This is a genomic window from Enterococcus sulfureus ATCC 49903 (assembly GCF_000407605.1).
GTDB classification, from domain to species: Bacteria; Bacillota; Bacilli; order Lactobacillales; family Enterococcaceae; genus Enterococcus_G; species Enterococcus_G sulfureus.
Map to the genome: position 1 here is coordinate 210494 of NZ_ASWO01000005.1, position 20713 is coordinate 231206.

The window sequence follows — 20713 nt, forward strand, 5'->3', positions numbered from 1 at the left end:
TTATACAACAAGAGTTGGAAACAATGGTCGTTTCATGCTAAGTCCTCTATGCTAAAAAGTGTAAAAAATAAGACGAGGACGTGATTAAAGTGAAAGGATTAACCAAGGAACTGATACAAGAGATCCAACATAGTACAGAAAATAAATCATACCGTGTGGCCCAACATGCTGTAACAACGAATGGGATCTTTAAAGCAGCACAAAATATCCAAGCAATCAACGAGAACTATTTCAATTTTTCCGTAGATATCGACGATCACTTGGTGACTAATCAAAATCATAGCGGCCGTTGTTGGATGTTTGCTTGTTTGAACATTTTACGCTCGCATATTGAAACACAATACGAGATTGAAAATTTTGAGCTGTCGCAAAATTATTTGTATTTTTGGGATAAACTGGAAAAAGCAAATTATTTTTACCAACAGATCTTAGCAACTGCAAATAAAAAATTAGCCAGTCGAACGGTCCAATATCTACTTACTACACCACAACAAGATGGTGGTGACTGGAATTTGGTCTTATCCTTAGTAGAAAAATACGGCTTAGTTCCACATTATGCGATGAATGAAACAAGTTGTAGCATCGACTCTACAGAGTTAAATACGATATTAAATCGTAAACTAAGAAAAGATGCTTATGCGATCCGTGAAATGGTCGACCATCACGCCAAGCATTGTGAAGTCGAAATGTATATTAAACATCAATTAAAAATAATTTATACAATTCTTTGTACATCTCTTGGTACACCGCCTGAAACCTTTGATTTTACGTTCCGCACGAAAACGAACACGTTTGAACAGTACCCTAACTTAACACCACTTCAATTTTATCAAGAGTATTTGACATTGGACCTAACAGATTATGTCGCGATTATCAACGTCCCGGATGAATCGATGCCATTTCATCAGCTTTATCAAGTACAATTATCCGATAATATGATTGATGGGATCCCAAATTATTATGTAAATGTGCCAATCGAACAAATGAAGGAATTTACGATCGCGCAATTAAAAGCCAGTGAACCTGTCTTTTTTGGTTGTGACGTGCTGAAATATTTTGATCGAACAAAAGGGATCATGTCTTATGATCTTTATGACTTTGATGCGTTATTTGATACTACGTTTACCATGCCAAAAGGACCGCGTTTTGTTTATCGTGAAAGTCTTCCCACACACGCAATGGTGATTGGTGGCGTGCACATCGTAAATGAACAACCTATTCGTTGGAAAGTCGAAAACAGCTGGGGACGAGAAATCGGAGATAAAGGATTTTTTGTGATGGACGATGCGTGGATGAGTGAATTTGTCTATGAAGTAGTCATCAAAAAAGAATTTCTGTCTAAAGATGTGTTGTCTGTTTTAGAACAAGAACCGACTGTACTTCCATTTTGGAATCCGATGAATCCCATTGCAGCACAAAAATAGAAAGGTAGGATGAGTTATGTGTACAACTGTATTAGTAGGAAAGAACGCATCGCGCACAGGATCAACTATGATCGCTCGTAATGCAGATGCGGAGGAACCGATTCAACCCGTAAAATTTATCCACGTGAAAGCAGATCAAAATGGAAAAGGAGAGTATCGCTCAACCGTTTCGGAGTATACGGAAGACTATCCAGAACATTCTTTGGCTTATCATATGATTCCATTCATTGAAAGCGAGCGTCCAGAACTTGGAATCATGGGGGAAGCGGGGATCAATTCTTTAAATATCGCTATGAGCTCGACTGAAAGTATCTTTGGAAACCCTTCAGTATTGGCTCTTGATCCTTTAACAAAACGAGGACTAGGTGAAGATTCCCTGTTGAACATGGTACTTCCTTATATTCGCTCGGCACGTGAAGGCGTGACGTATACAGCCAATATTATTGCTCAGTATGGATCACACGAAGGAAATGGCATTATTTTTAGCGATAAAGACGAGATTTGGTATATGGAAATTCCATGTGGCCACCACTGGGTCGCAGTACGTTTACCAGATGATTGTTGTGCAGTCATTGCCAATCAGTCCTTGATCGAAGACATCGATTTTACAGATAGTGAACATGTAATGTATTCAAAAGGCATACAAGAATTTGTGAGTCAAAATAGATTGAATCCTGATCGTGAAGGGTTTAATTTCCGTCATATCTTTGGTACGAGTTCAAAAGAAGATCGTAAATACAACACAGCACGGGTATGGTACGGACAAAAATATTTAGGATTAGATACCTCAGATCCTACTGCAAGTAACATGCCATTTTGTTTTAAACCTAATCGTTTATTGACGGTAGCCGATGTAGGTGCTGTGTTAAGTTCACATTATGATGAAACAGTCTATGATCCATTTAATGAAAATGATGTAGTTCAAGCTACAATGTATCGTCCAATTGCTATGAACCGAACAGCGGAGTCACATATTCTAGAAATACGAAACCATGTCCCTGAAGAGATTGCCGCTTTATTTTGGTTAAATAGTGGACCGACTGCATTTAATCCTTACGTGCCATTTTATACCAATAGTGAAGATACGGCACCTGCCTATCATCATACTTCGCCAACTTATGACAACAGTCAAGCTTACTGGTTAGCACGTGAACTTGCTGTTTTAGTGGAACGGGATTATCAAACATTATCGTATGCCAATTTTGATTATTTGACAGCAGCAGCCATTTTGACCAATCAACTAGTTGCGCAAACAGATCGGCTTTATCAAGAAGGAAATAGAGAAGACGCTGTAGCTTTCTTAACTGAACAAAATCAACAAAATGCACAAAAAATAATCGACTTAACGAAAAAACATATTGGTGAATTGATTGAAAAAGGATTAGCGCTTTCTAAACTTACATTTGATATTACAAAAGACGTTTAAAGGGAGGAAACCAAGATGCAACATGTACACAAACCGTCTGCCTCACGTCCATCGTCTGCTGCACCGTCTACACAAAAATTTAAAACACTTTCTAAAATTAGTTTACCGACCTTTATTGGCTTAACATTTGCACTTGTCGCTGGACCGTATTATTCGACGTTGACCGCGACGGGTTGGAATATGTTTATCTACATGGGGATTGCAGCGCTTTGTTTTGCCTTGCCGATCGCGTTGATTTCTGGTGAATTTGGGACCACTTTTCCAGGTCGCGGGGGTCCAGAACTTTGGGTCAACAACACGCTAGGTCCAAAGTGGGGATTTGTGACATCCTGGTTGATTTGGGCCGCGATGTTTCCTTCTATGGTAGTGGTTGGAACGGGATTTGCACCGATGCTTGCGTTATTGATCAAACGAGCGGATCTCGTTGAAAATCCTATCTATACCTTAGTCGTGATCTTAGGATTGGTCTGGTCGATGACGATCTTAAATTTAAAATTCGATATGGCGAAAATCAATGGGAAATTTGGGATTTGGTTAGGCTTATATATTCCAGTATTGATGCTATTTTCGCTAGGGCTGATTACTTTTATTAAATTTGGGTTTTCATCTCACAGTATTTTAGGCCAATTTTCATTTCATAAATTGATCCCTCAATCTTTTACTTCAGGAACAGGGATGTACTTTAGCGGAATTATTTTTGTGTTTTTAGGTATTGAAATGTCTTCAGTTTTTATTACACGACTAAATAACCCGTCAAAACAATACTCTAAAGGCATTATTACGGCACTGATCATGTTGGCCTTGTTCTCATTGATCAATTCTTTTTTAGTAGCAAACGTGATTCCAGCTGGAAAGATCCAATTGAACAATGGGGCTCAACCGTTACAGATTTTTGCCAATGAATTAGGGTTGCCATATGTTTTAGTCCAATTGTTTTGTTTGTTTTCGATTGTTAGTGTTGTGACAAATATGTCTACGTGGTTTGTCAGTGCATCGAAAACGATTACGCAAAGTGCGCTTCAAGGTGATTTTCCACCAAAATTCAATTTTTGGAAAACCAATAAATTTAATGCGTGTAAGAGTCTATTACTCGTACAAGCCATCGCGATTTCACTTTTGGCAGGGGCTTATGTGGTGATTCCAGGAATCAACAAGGTATTTATCATCATTACCAACAGCGGAACCGTACTATATTGTATGGCATATTGCTTAATGGCCATCGGATTTATTGCTATGCGTCGACAAAACAAAGCGCAAAAACATCCGTTTAGAATCGGTAAAAAAGGAAACGGTTTAGGATATTTTATGGCTGGTTTATTGATCGTAACGGTTTTCTTTGCCTTAACGATAACCTTTATCAACAATAATTTAGTAAACTTTATTTTTGTAGTTGTATTAGTGGCCATTTTATTTGCGATTCCATTGGTGATTTATAAAATAAAAAAACCAGAATGGAAAGAAGGCTTACCAAAAGAAGAGTGAAGATCAAGAGAGTGTGAAGCCACAGCAGAAATGTTGTGGCTTTTCTTATCTGAAAGGAGAAAAAATGGATAAACAACAATTTTTAGCATTGGAAGAATTGGGTGGACTGACGTTCAATCAACGAATGACAGGTTTAGCAGCTGTTACGACCTACGTTGAAAAGATACGTCAAGATCCAAAATTTAGCCAAACCGATCGTAATTTATGTGCCTATATTTTAAAGCTGAGTTGGCAGGTCGACACATTATCTGCAGTCAACTTGCAGAAACTTGTCGATACGATGGAACAGACAAGCGATCGCGCAGCGCAAGAATGCCTTCTTCTCTTACAATGGATCGAAACGAAATGGCAGATCAAGAATACATTGATTCTTAAAGAGTGGATAACATGTATCCAAAATAAACAAAAGGTAGCCCCTTATACTACACGGTTAATCAAGGTACTAGAAGCTGGACACTTTGACAATCGTTTAGAACGTAAGCTTTGGTATGTATGTGACTGTATCCAAAGCTTACTGTCGATGCAAAAAAGTAGTGATACGTTGCTTGCGTTAGTCTATGATCCAGATTATCCTGAAGCGATCAAGCAAGCATACAGTGTATTACTTGACTTGCCCTATATTTTAACGATGCGGTATGGACAACGATTTAGTGAATATATGCTCAACGATTTCTCATTGACGCTGTATGTAACAGAATCCACGATCAAAATAACGGATATGGACCAGTCTTTAGCTACACCACTTCATACTCGATGGAATCATTCATTGGCCCATGATATTGCACTGTATAAACAATTAGTAGTCCAATTTGATCGATATTATCATCAGTTTTTGCAAAGAGCACTCAATCATTATTGAGCGAGGCGATGGTACGTAAGGGTCCCATTTTATTGTAAGTCAATAATAGTTGGGCGATTTTAGCAGGAGATTCGTTCATTCCTGTTTTGATCCAATATAAAATACTTTCAGCTTGGACATCGAATAAGATAATATTGATATACGCTTGAGGAATGTCCTCAAATAAGGAGGCAAATTCTTCTAAGTGACGTTCGAGCAAATAAGCTAAAAGGTCATATAGTGTTTGCTTAGCGTGGAAGTAAAAAGCCGAATCATTATGATCTTGTAACAATACTGGAAACAAACGATGTTCTGCTTTGACTTCTTTTAAAATCAAAAGAACAGTTTGATAATCCACAAAAATCGTTTCTTCATCGGTAACATTGATACGTGTAGGATCTAAGCGTTTATCTTTTAAAATATTCATCAATTGTGCTAACGTTTCCGTTGTTTCTTTTTTGATCAAGTGATGGATGTCTTCATAATAATGATAAAATGTACTACGATTTACTTGTGCTTTTCGACAAAGTTCGCTGACTTGGATCTCACGGATTGGTTTCATTTTAGACAATTCAATTAGTGCTTCATAAAGTTTTACTTGGGCATTATGCTTTTTTGCTACACTCATCGGTATACGCTCCTTTGATCCAACCAACAGTTTTCTGAAAACTGTTGGTTGTTTTTGTATAGGCTCCATACTATACTAAATTTCTAAATCCGACAATGTGTTGTATAGTTATAGGAGGCATAAACATGTGGAAAAAAGAATTACAAACGATTGCCCGCGATAAAAAATTACGAATCGTATTGATTGTGATCGCGTGTATCCCGTTACTGTATGCTGCAGTATTTTTAGGATCGATCTGGGATCCATACGCTAAATTAGATCATTTGAAAGTAGCAGTAGTGAATGAAGATCAACATGCCACCTTTCAATCAAAAGACATTGCGATTGGCGATACATTAGTAAACAATTTACAAAAAAATGATGCATTAGATTTTGAGATCGTATCAAGTCAACAAGCGAGAAAGGGGTTGGAAGATGGAACGTATTATATGAAGATCACGATTCCAAAAACATTTTCAAAACAAGCAACCACGCTATTTGAAGATACTCCTCAGCCAATGCAACTGGCCTATGAGACAAATCCTGGGCGGAATATGGTCGTAGGGACAATTGCCGAATCAGCAACCAAATCCCTACAAGAATCGGTTCGTAAAGAAGTGACAAAGACCTATACCAAAGCACTTTTTGACCAATTTAAAACAGTAGGTTCAGGACTGGTCACTGCTGGAAAAGGTGCTATGCAAGTAGAAAATGGAACCAGTGAGCTAGCTAAAGGAGCACAAACACTCACTGACAATTTGACTCGACTTCAAGCATCGACATTGGCATTTGCAGATGGAAGTCATACATATGAACAAGGAATCAGTACGTATACAGCCGGTGTGAGTACGCTAAATGATGGGGCGCAACAAGTGAACCAAGGAACACAAGCTTTAGCCACTCGTATTCCAAGTTTAACTTCTGGTGTAGATCGACTCTCACAAGGAGCACAAGGATTAAATGAAGGCGTAACGGCTTATACTGCTGGAGTTGTGAAAGTAAATGCCGGTGTGGCGACTTTAGCGCAAACGAATCCTCAATTAGTCACAGCAGTTCAAGGTCTACAAGATGGCTTAACTACTTTGTCAGAGCAAGCAAGTACTTTGCCCACAGCACTTACCAGTATAAATGAGAAAACGACGACTTTGGATGATGCCGTTCAAACACAGCTGATTCCATTAGTGAATCAATTAGTCGATCAATTACAACAAAATACGACTACAATCGATACACAAGACATTCGTCAAACGACAGAACAATTAAATCAAACTATGTCTACAATTATTATGCAACTAGATACTGATCAAGCGACACGATTAGCTGAGCAATTGACACAACTGAACACTCTTTCTGACGCACAGCAACAAAGTGTGATTTCAGAAACAACTGCTTTTTTGACACAACTCACACCATTAAAGGAACAACTGCAAACTGTCAGTCAAGCAATCGGAGAAATTCAGAGTCAACTTTTACAACTATCTTCAGCACCAACTAGTTCAACGCTTGCAAATGCCACAGCGTTACAACAAGGGATCGTACGATTTGGGGATTCATTTACAACAGTCAATGCCAACTTCACTCAAGTTGCTCAAGGTGCACCAGCTGTAACGGAGGCCTTAGCGACGTTAACGGATGGAAGTCAAAAACTTACAGATGGAGTGATCACCTATACAGATAGTGTCGATCAATTGTCAGCAGGTACGGCTCAACTTGTGACCGCAACACCGACTTTACTTGATGGAAGTACTCAGTTGACACAAGGCGTTACGCAATTAAATAATCAAGTACCCGCATTAGCTGATGGGATTCAACGTTTAGCGAGTGGAACAAAAAAAGTCGCAGATGGTAGCCAGCAATTGGCGACGAATAGTCCAGCGTTAACACAAGGTATCACAAAATTAGCCACAGCTTCAACGCAGTTAGCTGATGGTAGCCAACAATTGGCACAAGGAAGTCAAACACTAGCTACAGGTGGACGTACATTAGACGATGGTGCGACGACATTAGCCGAAAAGCTGACATCAAATGGTCAAGATGTGACTACGCAAGCAACCGTTTCTGATCATACGATAGAAATGTTTGCCACACCAGTCGCATTAAGTAAAACAGAGTACAGCCATGTTAAAAATTATGGTTCTGGTCTAGCACCATACTTTTTATCTGTCGCCTTATTTGTAGGAGCGCTAGCGTTTAATGTCATCTATCCAATGGCTAAAGCAATTAAAAAACCAAGCAAAACCTGGGAATTATTTACTTCAAAATGGATCTTAATGATTGTATTTGCATTAAGTCAAGCCGTTATCTTAGCTACAGTTATGTTGTTTGCAATGAAGATCCAACATCAAAGTATTATAGGATTTTATGTAATGGCGATCTTTTCATCACTTGCGTCGACTAGTTTAGTAACGCTCTTAAATGTTGCATTTGGGACGATTGGAAAAGGATTATCAATGGTAATGCTCGTCTTACAGCTAGGATCAGCCGGAGGGACGTTCCCATTAGATGTAAGTAATTCATTTTATCAGTTTTTACATCCACTATTTCCAATTACTTATAGTGTGATGGGGTTAAGACAGGTGATTTCAGGTGGGATGCAAGCACATGCCTTCAGTCAAGCTGTCTTGATATTAGGCATGTATCTACTCATCTTTAGTAGCTTCTTGTATCTTACGTTTTGGCGCAAGCTAAAAACAAATTGTATAGAAACAGTCAACTAAAAAATAGCCTTGCTCAAGTCGAGCAAGACTATTTTTTTAAAGTTGTTTAAAAAATGATAAAGACAATAATCGTCTAGCGATGATGACCACAACAAACGCTTTGATAGTATCGCCAGGAATAAATACAAGATTGGAAAGTAACGCTTGTAAAAGTGGCATACCCGTCATCAAACTTAAACCAATCGACCCCATAATATCGACGAATAACACACCAGGCAGCCAAATAATCAGAAATTGTTTGAAAAAATGAGTAGTTGCAAGGAAAGCTTTTTGATTTAGACCAATCAGCGTTGCACTAAATACCCAACTGACAAGATATCCTACTGTGACACCGGCAAAGACGGCTACGCCACCAGAACCGCCAGATAAAATTGGAAATCCTAATGCGACTAATACTAAAAAGAGTAAAATAGTTAACGTTCCTTTTCTGGCACCAAGTAAAATTCCTGCAAGCATAATTCCTAAATTTTGAAAGACTAAAGGAACGGGTAAAATCCCTAAAGGAATGGGTGGAATAAAGCCTAAAATAATAATAATGGCAATCATCATAGCAATGGCCGTAATCGTTCTCGTTTTCATCGTGTAAATTCCTCCTTTTAATATGTTACCCATTATATTATAATTGGTTAACAAAAGAAAGAGGAGAATCAAACATGTGTGAAAATAATCCATATACCATTCATGGTAAACTAGTCGATCAAGTAGGAAGGTGTGTCCATTATCATCAAAACGAAGATGTGGTGGCATTAAAATGTGGCGCTTGTCAAAAGTATTATGCTTGTTTTGTTTGTCATGATGAATGTGAGACTCACCGCTATCAGGCCATGGATCGAACGGATACTGCTTTAGTAATATGTGGGGTCTGTCGGCACACCTTGACGTATACTCAATATCAAATACAGTCGTGTCCTTATTGTTTTCAATCGTTTAATCCTAACTGTGCACTTCATCATGATATTTATTTCAACTAAAAAAAGATACGTAAATACGTATCTTTTTAGGTTAATGAGGAAAAATAGCCGTCAACCATTGGGATAATTTAGCCGGATTTAAAAAGGGGTCTGGCACTGTGGTCAATTTTCCTTGACTGTAACAATAGTAGATAAATAAAATCGCGCCAACGCCAAGTGTTTTTTCTACAACACCACCCGTTGTATAAAGTGGAATCTGGTATTTAAATTTTGAGAGTGGCTTAAGCCAATAAACACCATTTTTACTAAAACTGTCTTCTAAAATATGTAACGTAGCACCAAAAGCTAAGCAGTAACTTAAAGTCAATGCATCAAATTTTACAGTAAGTAGCGCACTAATAAAAAATAAAGCCAATGGGAAAAAAATAGTATGTGTCAGTCCACGATGTCCAAAGACTGCTTTAATGATATTAGATAGACCGAGTGTTCGTTGTCCGATGACTGAATGAGGTTCGTCGATATCTGGTAGCAACACACCAAGATTTAATAGCAATACATTAGTCAAATTCAATGTATTGGTTTGTGCCATAATCGGTAGCGCAATCGCATTACTAACTAATAAATGATTCGTGTATAACATAATGCTCTCCTTTATTCTTGTTAAGATAACTAGTGTAGCATAAAAAATAACATACCGAAATATAATTCGAATTAATAAGCCAAAAATAAAATCGAGATTATTTTTCGCTTTCCTTTTGCATCTTAGTTTAAATAGCCTATAATAAACAAAAAGGAGGCGAAAAAAAAACATGTTTACGAAAAAAAATAAACGAAGTCTAATGTATTGGTCACTTGAGATGCTTGTTCTTGCAACATTGATTTTTGTCTTAAGCAAAATCAACTTTTTATTTCAACCGATCGGTACTTTTTTCTCTACATTATTTATTCCAGTATTGATTGCAGGCTTTTTATTTTATGTATTAAACCCAATTGTTTTATTTATGACCAAACGGCTGCATATAAAACGCATACTTGCGATTGCTATTGTTTTTTTACTACTGATTGCAGCCCTAGTGTTAATTATCATGACAGTTATTCCTAGCTTGATTAATCAAATTGCACAACTTGCATCAAATATTCCAAACTTTATGAGTGATGTAGAGGACTGGGCAACGAAGCTTGCGAAAAGCGAGATGTTTAAAAAGTTCGATTTGATGGGCGAACTAGAAAAACTAAATATTTCATATGGCACCATTATCCAGCGTTTTTTAAGTGGCTTATCCAGTAGTTTAGGATCGATCTTTAGTACAGTAGCAAGTGCTACGATTATTATTTTGACGGCACCATTCATCCTCTTTTACATGTTAAAAGATGGGGATAAAATTGTGCCAAATGTCGAAAAAGTATTTTCTAAAAAGCGTGGCGCTCAGATTGCGGAATTGATGGGACAAATGAATCAGACATTAGCGAACTATATCAGTGGTCAAGTGATTGAATGTCTATTTGTTGGAACCTTTACATTTTTAGGGTATCTGATTTTAGGTGTAGATTATGCCTTTTTATTCGGTGTGATTGCTGGATTAACGAATTTGATCCCTTATTTAGGACCGTATCTTGGATTGATGCCCGCTGTGTTTGTCACGATTTTCAATGAGCCATTCAAAGCATTGTTGTGTTGTGTCGTTGTGTTGATCGTACAACAACTAGATGGAAATATTATCTATCCAAATGTAATCGGAAAAACATTAAAAATTCATCCATTAACCATTATTATCGTCTTATTAGTGGCTGGAAACTTAGCAGGATTGTTGGGAATCTTTTTAGGTGTTCCATTTTACGCGATTTGTCGTACGGTCATTATTTTTGTGATCAAGATTATCAAAGAAACTAAAAAAGGACCTTTAGAAATCGATACGTAAGAAGATTTCGTTGCAAAGATTTTTGCTTTATGATACGATTTGAGCGTGGATTTATCCATGCTTTTTTTTTATAAAAAATGAACAAAAACAGAATAAGGAGAGAATGCAACTATGAATGCTGACCCTGATAGTCAGTCGCTTTTAGCGCAAATTTTATTATTAGTTATCTTAACGTTGATCAATGCGTTTTTTGCTGCAGCAGAGATCTCGATGGTATCTATCAACAAAAATCGAGTAGAACAAAAAGCCGAAGAAGGGGATATAAAGTCAAAAAAACTGATGAAAATATTGAACAATCCGACCAACTTTTTATCTACGATCCAAGTAGGGATCACGGTTGTAAATATTTTATCTGGTGCGGCGTTAGCAGAAAGTTTAACTGCCAAATTGACTCCACTTTTAGGAACTGGTACAGCTGCGAGAAGCTTAGCTAATTTAATTGTATTAGCCGCTTTAACTTATGTATCTATCGTATTTGGTGAATTGTATCCAAAACGAATCGCTTTGAATAAATCTGAAGAAGTTGCTCAAGCCACTTCTGGCATTATCCGTTTGATCGGAACGGTGATGACACCATTCGTATGGTTTTTATCTGCTTCGACCTCATTGCTTTCAAAAATCACACCGATGAAATTCGATGATGAAGATTCAAAAATGACGCGAGACGAAATGCGTTATATGCTTGAAACAGAAGGTGTATTAGAAGACGAAGAACTAGAGATGTTACAAGGTGTATTTTCTTTAGATACAAAAGTTGCAAGAGAAGTAATGGTCCCAAGAACAGATGCGTTTATGATCGATATCAATGATCCAATGGAAGAAAGTTTAGAAGCGATGTTAGCTGAAAACTATTCGCGTATTCCTGTCTATAATGAAGATAAGGATAAGATCGTTGGTGTGATACACACTAAAAATTTACTAAAAGTCGCATTTCAAGTTGGGTTTGATCAACTGAACCTACAATCGATTTTACAAGAGCCGTTATTTGTTCCTGAGACGGTCTTTATTGATGATTTATTATATGAATTAAAACGAACACAAAACCAAATGGCTATCTTATTAGATGAATATGGTGGTGTTGTAGGGATTGTCACGCTTGAAGATTTATTAGAAGAAATCGTTGGCGAAATCGATGACGAAACCGATGAAGTAGAAAATCTCTATGAGAAAATCAATGAGCAAGAGTATTTGATCCAAGGACGAATGTTGATTGAAGACTTCAATGAAGTGTTTGAGACCACGCTGCATATGTCAGATGTGGACACAATGGCAGGTTATTTAATTACGGCCCTTGGCACGATTCCAGACAAAGATGAAAAATTATCGTTTGAAATTGATAATTTAACGTTGATCACCGAAGAGATGGAAGGCAGTCGAGTATTGAAAATTCGCGTGATTTTTTCAAAAGACGAAGAAAAAGAAATCGAGCCAGAAGAAGAACGTCGCTTTTTCAAAAAGGAATTTGATGATGACGAACCTCGTCGTTAAAAGAAGAAGCCGTGTGCTTCTTCTTTTTTTCGGCTTTATTTCATGCTATACTAAACCAGTTGTTACAATTAGATCGAGTAGAAAAAGGAGGATTGTACTCATTTTTTGAGTAAAACCTATATGAAAAACCCTAACTTACATCAGCAAGTCGACAGTCGCCGAACGTTTGCGATTATTTCCCATCCGGATGCGGGGAAAACGACAATTACAGAGCAATTATTATTATTTGGTGGCGCGATCCGTCAGGCCGGTACTGTAAAAGGAAAAAAAACCGGTAATTTTGCGAAATCAGACTGGATGGAAATCGAAAAACAACGTGGAATTTCAGTAACAAGTTCAGTAATGCAATTTGATTATCAAGATAAACGCGTAAATATTTTAGATACACCCGGACATGAGGATTTCTCTGAAGATACTTACCGTACATTGATGGCAGTAGATAGTGCCGTAATGGTCATCGATAGTGCCAAAGGGATTGAGGCTCAAACGAAAAAATTATTCCAAGTTGTCAAAAAACGTGGGATTCCTATTTTTACGTTCATTAACAAATTGGACCGTGATGGCCGCGAGCCACTTGAACTATTAGAAGAATTGGAAGACTTGTTAAATATCGAATCATACCCAATGAACTGGCCGATTGGGATGGGAAAAGGGATGGAAGGTCTTTACGATATCTTTAATGACCGTGTGGAATTGTATCGTCCTGAAAATTATGATGGCGAGCGCTTAGTGGCACTTGATGCGAATGGCGAATTGCCTGCTACGCATAAATTGACAGAAAATAGTGTGTACCATCAAGTGTTGGAAGAAGTCGAATTGTTAAAAGAAGCCGGAGACGAGTTTGATGTGGACAAAATCACCCGTGGCGAACAAACACCAGTATTCTTTGGTTCGGCGTTAACCAATTTTGGTGTCCAAACGTTCTTAGAGACCTTTTTACAATTTGCACCAGCTCCACATAGCCATCCAACAGTCGATGGACAAGAAGTTAGTCCTTATGAAGAGGAATTTTCTGGTTTTGTTTTTAAGATCCAAGCCAATATGAATCCTGCCCATCGCGACCGAATCGCTTTTGTCCGTATTTGTTCTGGTACATTTGAACGCGGGATGGATGTGAACTTGCAACGTACAGGTAAAAAAACAAAATTGAGTAATGTCACACAATTTATGGCAGATGCTCGTGAAAATATCGAAGAAGCCGTAGCTGGGGATATTATTGGAGTATACGACACTGGAACGTATCAAATTGGGGATACGTTAACTGAAGGGAAATTAAAAGTCGAATATGAAGAGTTGCCTTCATTTACACCAGAACTGTTTATGAAAGTCACAGCTAAAAACGTTATGAAACAAAAATCATTCCATAAAGGGATCTATCAATTGGTTCAAGAAGGTGCGATCCAGTTGTATAAAACGTATCTTGCAGATGAGTATATCATTGGTGCAGTAGGACAATTGCAGTTTGAGGTCTTTCAATACCGTATGTTAAATGAATACAATTCAGAAGTCATTATGACACCAATGGGCAACAAAATTGCACGATGGATCGATCCAGAAGATTTAGATGAACGCATGAGCTCATCACGTAATATTTTAGCAAAAGATCGTTTTGATCAACCGTTATTCTTATTTGAAAACCAATTTGCTGAACGCTGGTTTACAGAAAAATATCCTGAAGTAAAATTAAAAACACTACTATAATATAGACAAAAAACCGCTCTTCTTAATTAGAAGAGCGGTTTTATTATAGTATAGGAATGGATAGTTCAACTAAATTTGGTTCTTCAATAATGGTAAAGTGTTCAGGATCAAATGTACCAGTAGGCATTTTTTTGAAGAAATAATTTTTGATATCACGAACTTCATTTTTCATGATTGCTCGTTTTTCATTGACCAATAAAATCTCATAATGCGTTGGAGCTACGGTGTAGACGACAGTGATATCGCCGGCCGTATATACTTTGACCATCTCAGCATCGGTACTTTCAAGCTGTTGCATGACTAAACGTGAATGGCTATTCGTTACATTGATTAACTTCATTACGCTTCACCTCGTTTTATTTGGGTTTAAATGATTCGCTTACATTCTAATACTATTATAATTTTTATTGAAGAAAAGGGAAAGAAAAAGAATTTAAAAAGGCTAGAAAATCTAACCTTTTTAAGCAAACTATGCCTCAGTGTCTAAAGATGATGATTCTTTTGCTTTAATCGCAATTTCATTTTCTTCCGTTAGATAGGCAGTTAATTCATGAATCGTTGGATGATCTAAATAAAATTCAGCAATACTGTCTTCAATCGTATCTTGAATCGTACGACGTAACGGACGAGCTCCCATACTTGGATCAAAGCCAAGATCGACTAATTTTTCTTTCACGTCTAATGGGACATCTACATGCAAATGCTGCGCCTTTAGTAAATCATTAACTTCATCTAACATCAAATCAACAATCGTAACCAACATTTCTTTTGTTAGGGCATTAAACTCGATGATTCCATCGAAGCGATTTAAGAATTCAGGAGTAAAGTAATTTGGTAGTTGATTTAAAATTGAGCGTTGAGTGCCAGCTAGGCTTGCCCCAAAACCAACGCTAGCTTCGACATTTCCTGTACCTGCATTACTTGTCATGATAATGATCGTATCCTTGAAACTTACGGTGCGTCCTTTTGCATCAGTCAAACGTCCATCATCTAGAATTTGTAAGAACATATGCATCACATCAGGATGGGCTTTTTCGATTTCGTCTAATAGAATTAGACTGTATGGATTACGACGGACTTTTTCAGTCAATTGACCAGCTTCTTCATAGCCAACATAGCCAGGAGGTGATCCAATCAATTTTGCGATGCTATGTTTTTCCATATATTCAGACATGTCAAAACGAATCATAGCATCAGTTGAACCAAATAATTCTTCGGCTAGTTGTTTAGCTAGTTCAGTTTTTCCGACACCAGTTGGGCCAACAAATAAGAAAGAACCGATCGGACGATTTTGTTTTCCTAAACCGATGCGATTTCGTCGAATCGCTTTTGCTACTTTCTCTACAGCATTGTCTTGACCGATTACTTGTTTTTTCAAGTCTTCTGCTAAATTCTTTAATTGTGTTTGTTCTTTTTCTTTTAATTCACCAACTGGGATTCCTGTTTGGAGTTCGATCAGTTGTTCCATCGTTTTTTCAGTGATCACAGGAATTTCTTCATCTGCTAATTGACGATCTTTTAATTTTGTCAATCGGTTGATTTGATCACGGTAATAAGCCGCTTTTTCAAAGTCTTCTTCTTGAGAGGCTTTTTGTTTTTGTTCCTCAGCTGCAACCAATTTTTTCTCGATCGTTTTTGGATCAGCAAATTGGATGGTCAAGTTTTCTTTTGATCCAGTCTCATCTAGGAGATCGATGGCTTTATCGGGTAAAAAGCGATCTTGGATGTAACGACTAGACAATTCAGCTGCCGCACGAATGGCTTCTTCAGTGTATTTTACGTGATGGTAATCTTCATATTTAGACTGAATGCCCTTTAAAATAATAATAGTTTCTTCTATTGAAGGTTCATCTACACGGACAGGTTGCATCCGACGTTCCAAAGCCGCATCTTTTTCAATAATTCGGTATTCATTTAATGTAGTCGCACCAACTAATTGAATCTCACCACGTGCTAGGGCAGGTTTTAAAATATTACCAGCATCTAAATTGCCTTCACCAGTTGCGCCAGCACCGACGATTTCATGGATCTCATCAATGAATAAGATGATTTGGCCATTTTGTTTGATTTCATCCATTAATTTTTGCATACGTTCTTCAAATTGCCCACGAATCCCTGTACCTTGAACTAAAGAGGCTACGTCTAGACGAATCACTTCTTTGTCTAATAATTTTTGAGGGACTTCGTTGTTGACGATTTTTTGTGCAAGACCTTCAACTACAGCAGTCTTCCCAACCCCAGGTTCACCGATCAAGACAGGATTGTTTTTGTTGCGACGATTTAAAATCTCAATAACGCGTGCAATTTCACGATCACGCCCAATAACCGGATCGATTTGACCATCGCGAGCGAGTTGGGTGATATTTGAGCCGTATTCTTCCAATAATCCTTTCGGGCCGTTTTGTCTAGGTGGTTGCCCACCGTTCATACCAGATTGAGTAGGGGGAGTTTGTTCACGATTTTGTTGTTCCATTCGTTGGGACATTTGTTTGAAGAAATCATCAAGATTTCCAAAACCAAAGGGATCTTGTTGTGCCATACGCGCTCCTTGTTGTTGTTTTATTTTTTGATAGCAACTTTGGCAGTAATCGATTTGAGTTCGCTGACCAGCCACCGTTGCATATAAATGAATCGTTGCTTCATTTTTACCACAGTTTTGACAAAGCATACATTCACAACCTTTCATTAATAAACGTTCAATAATCATCAATAGTTTAATTGACCTTTATTGACCTTTAAAATTATTATACTGATTTTTTTTTGAGACGCAAGTATTTGAATTTGGCTTTACAAAAGTCAAAATTAGACAAAAAATTCTGTATAAATATTCTGTCTTTTTTCTTAATTCTCATGTAAAAATCATAAATATCTTAGTAAAACGGTTGTCTAATAAGGAAAAAAATGGTAATCTAAACAATTGAAAGGGTTAACCGTTTTATTTTTACGAAAACCCTAACAAAAATATTATTCGTTGAATAAAGGAGATTGATTAATTATGGAAAAGAAAGAATTTCACGTAGTTGCTGAAACAGGGATCCACGCACGTCCAGCTACATTATTAGTACAAACAGCTAGCAAATTTAGCTCAGATGTAAACTTAGAATATAAAGGTAAATCTGTAAACTTAAAATCAATCATGGGTGTTATGTCTTTAGGCGTTGGCCAAGGTTCTGACGTAACAATCACTGCAGAAGGCGCAGACGAAGCAGAAGCAATTGCTGCAATCGCTGAAACTATGCAAAAGGAAGGTTTATCTGAATAATGGTTGATATGCTAAAAGGAATTGCAGCAAGTGACGGTGTAGCCGTTGCAAAAGCGTACCTATTAGTTCAACCTGACTTGTCGTTTTCTAAAGTGTCTGTAGAAGATACAGATGCTGAAGCAAAACGTTTGGATGATGCCTTATCAAAATCGACTGAAGAATTACAATTTATCCGTGATAAAGCGGCACAAACATTAGGCGAAGCCGAAGCACAAGTTTTCGATGCTCACTTAATGGTATTGAGCGATCCTGAAATGGTTGGACAAATCAAACAAAACATTTCAGACAACAAAGTCAATGCAGAATCTGCTTTGACTGAAGTGACTGACATGTACATTGGAATGTTCGAAGCAATGGAAGATAATGCTTACATGCAAGAACGTGCTGCAGATATTCGTGACGTAACAAAACGTGTATTGGCGCACCTTTTACAAGTAACATTACCAAATCCTTCAATGATCAATGAAGAAGTTGTCGTTGTGGCACACGATTTAACACCTAGTGATACAGCTCAGCTAGATCGCAACTTTGTTAAAGCGTTTGTAACCGATATCGGTGGACGTACTTCTCATTCAGCGATCATGGCACGTTCTTTAGAGATCCCTGCGATCGTGGGAACAAAAGAAATCACAGATAAAGTGGCTGCAAACCAAATGCTTGCAGTGAACGGAATCACTGGTGATGTTATTTTAGACCCTACTGAAGAACAAAAAGCTGAGTTCATCGCAGCTGGTGAAGCTTACGCTGCTCAAAAAGCAGAGTGGGAAAAACTAAAACATGCCAAAACAGTTACAGCTGATGGCAAACATTTTGAACTTGCAGCAAATATTGGTACACCAAAAGATTTAACTGGAGTAAACAATAATGGTGCAGAAGCTGTTGGATTATATCGTACGGAATTCTTATATATGGATTCTCCAGATTTCCCAACCGAAGAAGATCAGTATGTAGCCTATAAAGCAGTACTAGAAGGCATGGATGGAAAACCTGTAGTCGTACGTACGATGGATATCGGTGGCGATAAAGAGTTACCATACTTGACATTGCCACACGAAATGAATCCTTTCTTAGGCTATCGTGCATTACGTATCAGTTTATCTAGTCTTGGTGAAGACATGTTCCGTACGCAATTACGTGCATTGTTACGTGCTTCTGTACATGGAAATCTACGTATCATGTTCCCAATGGTGGCGACTTTAGGAGAGTTTCGTTCTGCGAAAGCTCTTTATACTGAAGAACGCCAAAAATTAATCGATGAAGGTGTTGCAGTAGCAGATCACATCGAAGTAGGGATCATGATCGAAATTCCAGCAGCAGCAGTAATTGCAGACAAATTTGCTAAAGAAGTTGACTTCTTTAGTATTGGAACCAATGACTTGATCCAATATACAATGGCGGCTGACCGTATGAACGAACGCGTTTCATACCTTTACCAACCATATAACCCTTCGATTTTACGTTTGATCAAGCACGTTGTAGATTCAGCGCATAAAGAAGGCAAATGGGCTGGTATGTGTGGTGAAATGGCTGGAGATCAAACAGCAGTTCCATTGCTTATGGGTATCGGTCTAGATGAGTTCTCAATGAGCGCTACATCGATTCTAAAAACACGTAGCTTAATGAAACGTTTAGATACAACGAAAATGCAAGAATTAGCGACACGTGCATTAGATGACTGCGATACAATGGAAGAAGTAGAAGCACTAGTTGCTGAATACTTAGCTTAATCGCGATAAAAAGAGTGACTTTCTGTAAAGAAAGCCACTCTTTTTTTACATAAAACGTGAAGAATCCTTCATAAGACCTACATACAATCTAGTGAGCTATGCTATAATGAACAATGAACATTCTCTAAACATGAGAATAAACCTGGAGTTAGGAAGGGAATCATATGCTTAAGATTACAATGTTTTCAAAAGCAGATAAAGTGAAAGGTCAAGGTGTGGGTAGCGCGTATATCGAATTGATCAACATGTTGAACGAACAATTCAAACAAGAATTTGTGATCAACATCAATACATGGGGCAAAGCCGATATCTCACATTATCACACTGTTAATTTTCCTTTTTATTTATCAACGTTTTTCAAAAAGCAACGTGGTGTAAGAATTGGTTATGTTCATTTCTTGCCAGAAACATTAAAAGGAAGTATCGAATTGTTTGCGCCTTTTCAAAAAATATTTGAATGGTACGTGTTAGACTTTTATCGACGAATGGATGAATTAGTTGTTGTAAACCCTAGTTTTATTCCTGAGTTAGTCAAAGCGGGCTGTCCAGAAGATAAAATTACATATATTCCTAATTTTGTGTCGAATGAAGTATTTTATGAAAAATCAGCGAGCGAACAATGCGCGCTACGCAAGAAGTATGGATTTTCACCTGAACAATTTATGATTTTGGGTGTTGGACAAATTCAAAAGCGCAAAGGATTAGATGATTTTATTCAATTAGCTAAAGACAACCCAGAGCTAACCTTTGTGTGGGCGGGTGGATTTTCGTTTGGAAAAATGACAGACGGATATGAAGAATATGAAAAAGTATATAAAAATCCGCCTGAAAATCTTATTTTTACAGGGATTATTGATCGCGAAGAACTCGTTGAGTATTATAATTTATGTGACGTTTTCTTATTACCTTCATATAATGAACTGTTTCCGATGAGTATTTTAGAAGCATTTAATTGTGGTACACCAGTTATGGTAAGAGAGCTTGAATTGTATCAATCTGTTATCAAAGACTATTATATTGGATGTAACGATCGACAAGAGATGCAAAAAGCCTTGCGTCGATTTAAGAAAAATCCTGAATTATTGGAAGAATATCAAGAACGATCACGTAACGCTGCGCACTATTACTCAAAAGAACACGTTGCTAAAATTTGGCATACGTATTATACCGAAACGGTAGAGCATTATCAGAAAAAGAATTAAGAGTCGGAG

At 37.6% G+C, this 20713-nt stretch carries 17 protein-coding genes; 12 read left to right on the forward strand and 5 right to left on the reverse strand.

Features of this window, described 5'->3' with window-relative positions; translation table 11 throughout:
- Positions 1-80 precede the first annotated feature (80 nt).
- The 4 genes from I573_RS07100 (at position 81) to I573_RS07115 (ending at position 5191) form a co-directional block, all read left to right on the forward strand.
- Positions 81-1424, forward strand: a complete 1344-nt coding sequence (locus I573_RS07100) for a C1 family peptidase (protein ID WP_245555073.1) — start codon at positions 81-83, stop codon at positions 1422-1424.
- A gap of 16 nt (positions 1425-1440) precedes the next feature.
- Positions 1441-2850, forward strand: a complete 1410-nt coding sequence (locus I573_RS07105) for a C69 family dipeptidase (RefSeq protein ID WP_016185704.1) — start codon at positions 1441-1443, stop codon at positions 2848-2850.
- Positions 2851-2865: 15 nt separating this feature from the next.
- Positions 2866-4332 carry an amino acid permease gene (locus I573_RS07110; protein WP_016185703.1) on the forward strand — a complete coding sequence of 489 codons (1467 nt, stop codon included), beginning with the start codon at positions 2866-2868 and terminating at the stop codon, positions 4330-4332.
- Between the two features lie 64 nt (positions 4333-4396).
- On the forward strand, positions 4397-5191 hold the full coding sequence (locus tag I573_RS07115; RefSeq protein ID WP_016185702.1) for a hypothetical protein: 795 nt from the start codon (positions 4397-4399) through the stop codon (positions 5189-5191).
- Here the strand turns inward: I573_RS07115 and I573_RS07120 are convergent.
- Positions 5178-5798 carry a TetR/AcrR family transcriptional regulator gene (locus I573_RS07120; protein ID WP_016185701.1) on the reverse strand — a complete coding sequence of 207 codons (621 nt, stop codon included), beginning with the start codon at positions 5796-5798 and terminating at the stop codon, positions 5178-5180. The genes I573_RS07115 and I573_RS07120 overlap by 14 nt on opposite strands.
- A gap of 125 nt (positions 5799-5923) precedes the next feature.
- Between I573_RS07120 and I573_RS07125 the strand changes: the two genes are divergently transcribed.
- Entirely contained in the window at positions 5924-8494 is a 2571-nt protein-coding gene (locus I573_RS07125) for a YhgE/Pip domain-containing protein (RefSeq protein WP_016185700.1), read from the forward strand.
- A 36-nt stretch (positions 8495-8530) separates the two neighbouring features.
- Here I573_RS07125 and I573_RS07130 read toward each other — a convergent pair whose 3' ends face one another.
- Positions 8531-9073: a biotin transporter BioY gene (locus I573_RS07130; RefSeq protein ID WP_016185699.1), complete on the reverse strand. Its 543-nt coding sequence runs from the start codon at positions 9071-9073 to the stop codon at positions 8531-8533.
- Positions 9074-9147: 74 nt separating this feature from the next.
- On the opposite strand from I573_RS07130, the gene I573_RS07135 reads away from it, so the two are divergent.
- Positions 9148-9465 carry a CHY zinc finger protein gene (locus I573_RS07135; protein WP_016185698.1) on the forward strand — a complete coding sequence of 106 codons (318 nt, stop codon included), beginning with the start codon at positions 9148-9150 and terminating at the stop codon, positions 9463-9465.
- 31 nt (positions 9466-9496) lie between these two features.
- On the opposite strand, the gene I573_RS07140 is transcribed toward I573_RS07135, so the two are convergent.
- Positions 9497-10045, reverse strand: a complete 549-nt coding sequence (locus tag I573_RS07140) for a metal-dependent hydrolase (protein WP_016185697.1) — start codon at positions 10043-10045, stop codon at positions 9497-9499.
- Between the two features lie 169 nt (positions 10046-10214).
- On the opposite strand from I573_RS07140, the gene I573_RS07145 reads away from it, so the two are divergent.
- The 3 genes from I573_RS07145 to I573_RS07155 all read left to right on the forward strand — a co-directional run bounded on the left by I573_RS07145 (position 10215) and on the right by I573_RS07155 (position 14513).
- On the forward strand, positions 10215-11324 hold the full coding sequence (locus tag I573_RS07145; RefSeq protein ID WP_016185696.1) for an AI-2E family transporter: 1110 nt from the start codon (positions 10215-10217) through the stop codon (positions 11322-11324).
- Positions 11325-11435: 111 nt separating this feature from the next.
- Positions 11436-12812: a hemolysin family protein gene (locus I573_RS07150; protein WP_016185695.1), complete on the forward strand. Its 1377-nt coding sequence runs from the start codon at positions 11436-11438 to the stop codon at positions 12810-12812.
- A gap of 120 nt (positions 12813-12932) precedes the next feature.
- Complete coding sequence (locus I573_RS07155) at positions 12933-14513, forward strand: peptide chain release factor 3 (protein ID WP_016185694.1); 1581 nt, start codon at positions 12933-12935, stop codon at positions 14511-14513.
- A gap of 43 nt (positions 14514-14556) precedes the next feature.
- On the opposite strand, the gene I573_RS07160 is transcribed toward I573_RS07155, so the two are convergent.
- Together I573_RS07160 and I573_RS07165 are read right to left on the reverse strand one after the other, a co-directional pair.
- Complete coding sequence (locus I573_RS07160) at positions 14557-14853, reverse strand: DUF1827 family protein (RefSeq protein WP_016185693.1); 297 nt, start codon at positions 14851-14853, stop codon at positions 14557-14559.
- Positions 14854-14982: 129 nt separating this feature from the next.
- Complete coding sequence (locus tag I573_RS07165; RefSeq protein WP_211213405.1) at positions 14983-17181, reverse strand: ATP-dependent Clp protease ATP-binding subunit; 2199 nt, start codon at positions 17179-17181, stop codon at positions 14983-14985.
- 327 nt (positions 17182-17508) lie between these two features.
- Here I573_RS07165 and I573_RS07170 point away from each other — a divergent pair, with 327 nt between their 5' ends.
- The 3 genes from I573_RS07170 (at position 17509) to I573_RS07180 (ending at position 20704) form a co-directional block, all read left to right on the forward strand.
- Positions 17509-17775: a phosphocarrier protein HPr gene (locus tag I573_RS07170; RefSeq protein WP_016185691.1), complete on the forward strand. Its 267-nt coding sequence runs from the start codon at positions 17509-17511 to the stop codon at positions 17773-17775.
- The gene (ptsP, locus tag I573_RS07175) at positions 17775-19502 is read left to right on the forward strand and encodes a phosphoenolpyruvate--protein phosphotransferase (protein WP_016185690.1); all 1728 of its coding nucleotides are present in this window, start codon (positions 17775-17777) and stop codon (positions 19500-19502) included. Before I573_RS07170 ends, ptsP begins: the two co-directional genes overlap by 1 nt.
- A gap of 164 nt (positions 19503-19666) precedes the next feature.
- Positions 19667-20704 carry a glycosyltransferase family 4 protein gene (locus tag I573_RS07180; protein WP_016185689.1) on the forward strand — a complete coding sequence of 346 codons (1038 nt, stop codon included), beginning with the start codon at positions 19667-19669 and terminating at the stop codon, positions 20702-20704.
- The last annotated feature ends 9 nt before the right edge of the window (positions 20705-20713 follow it).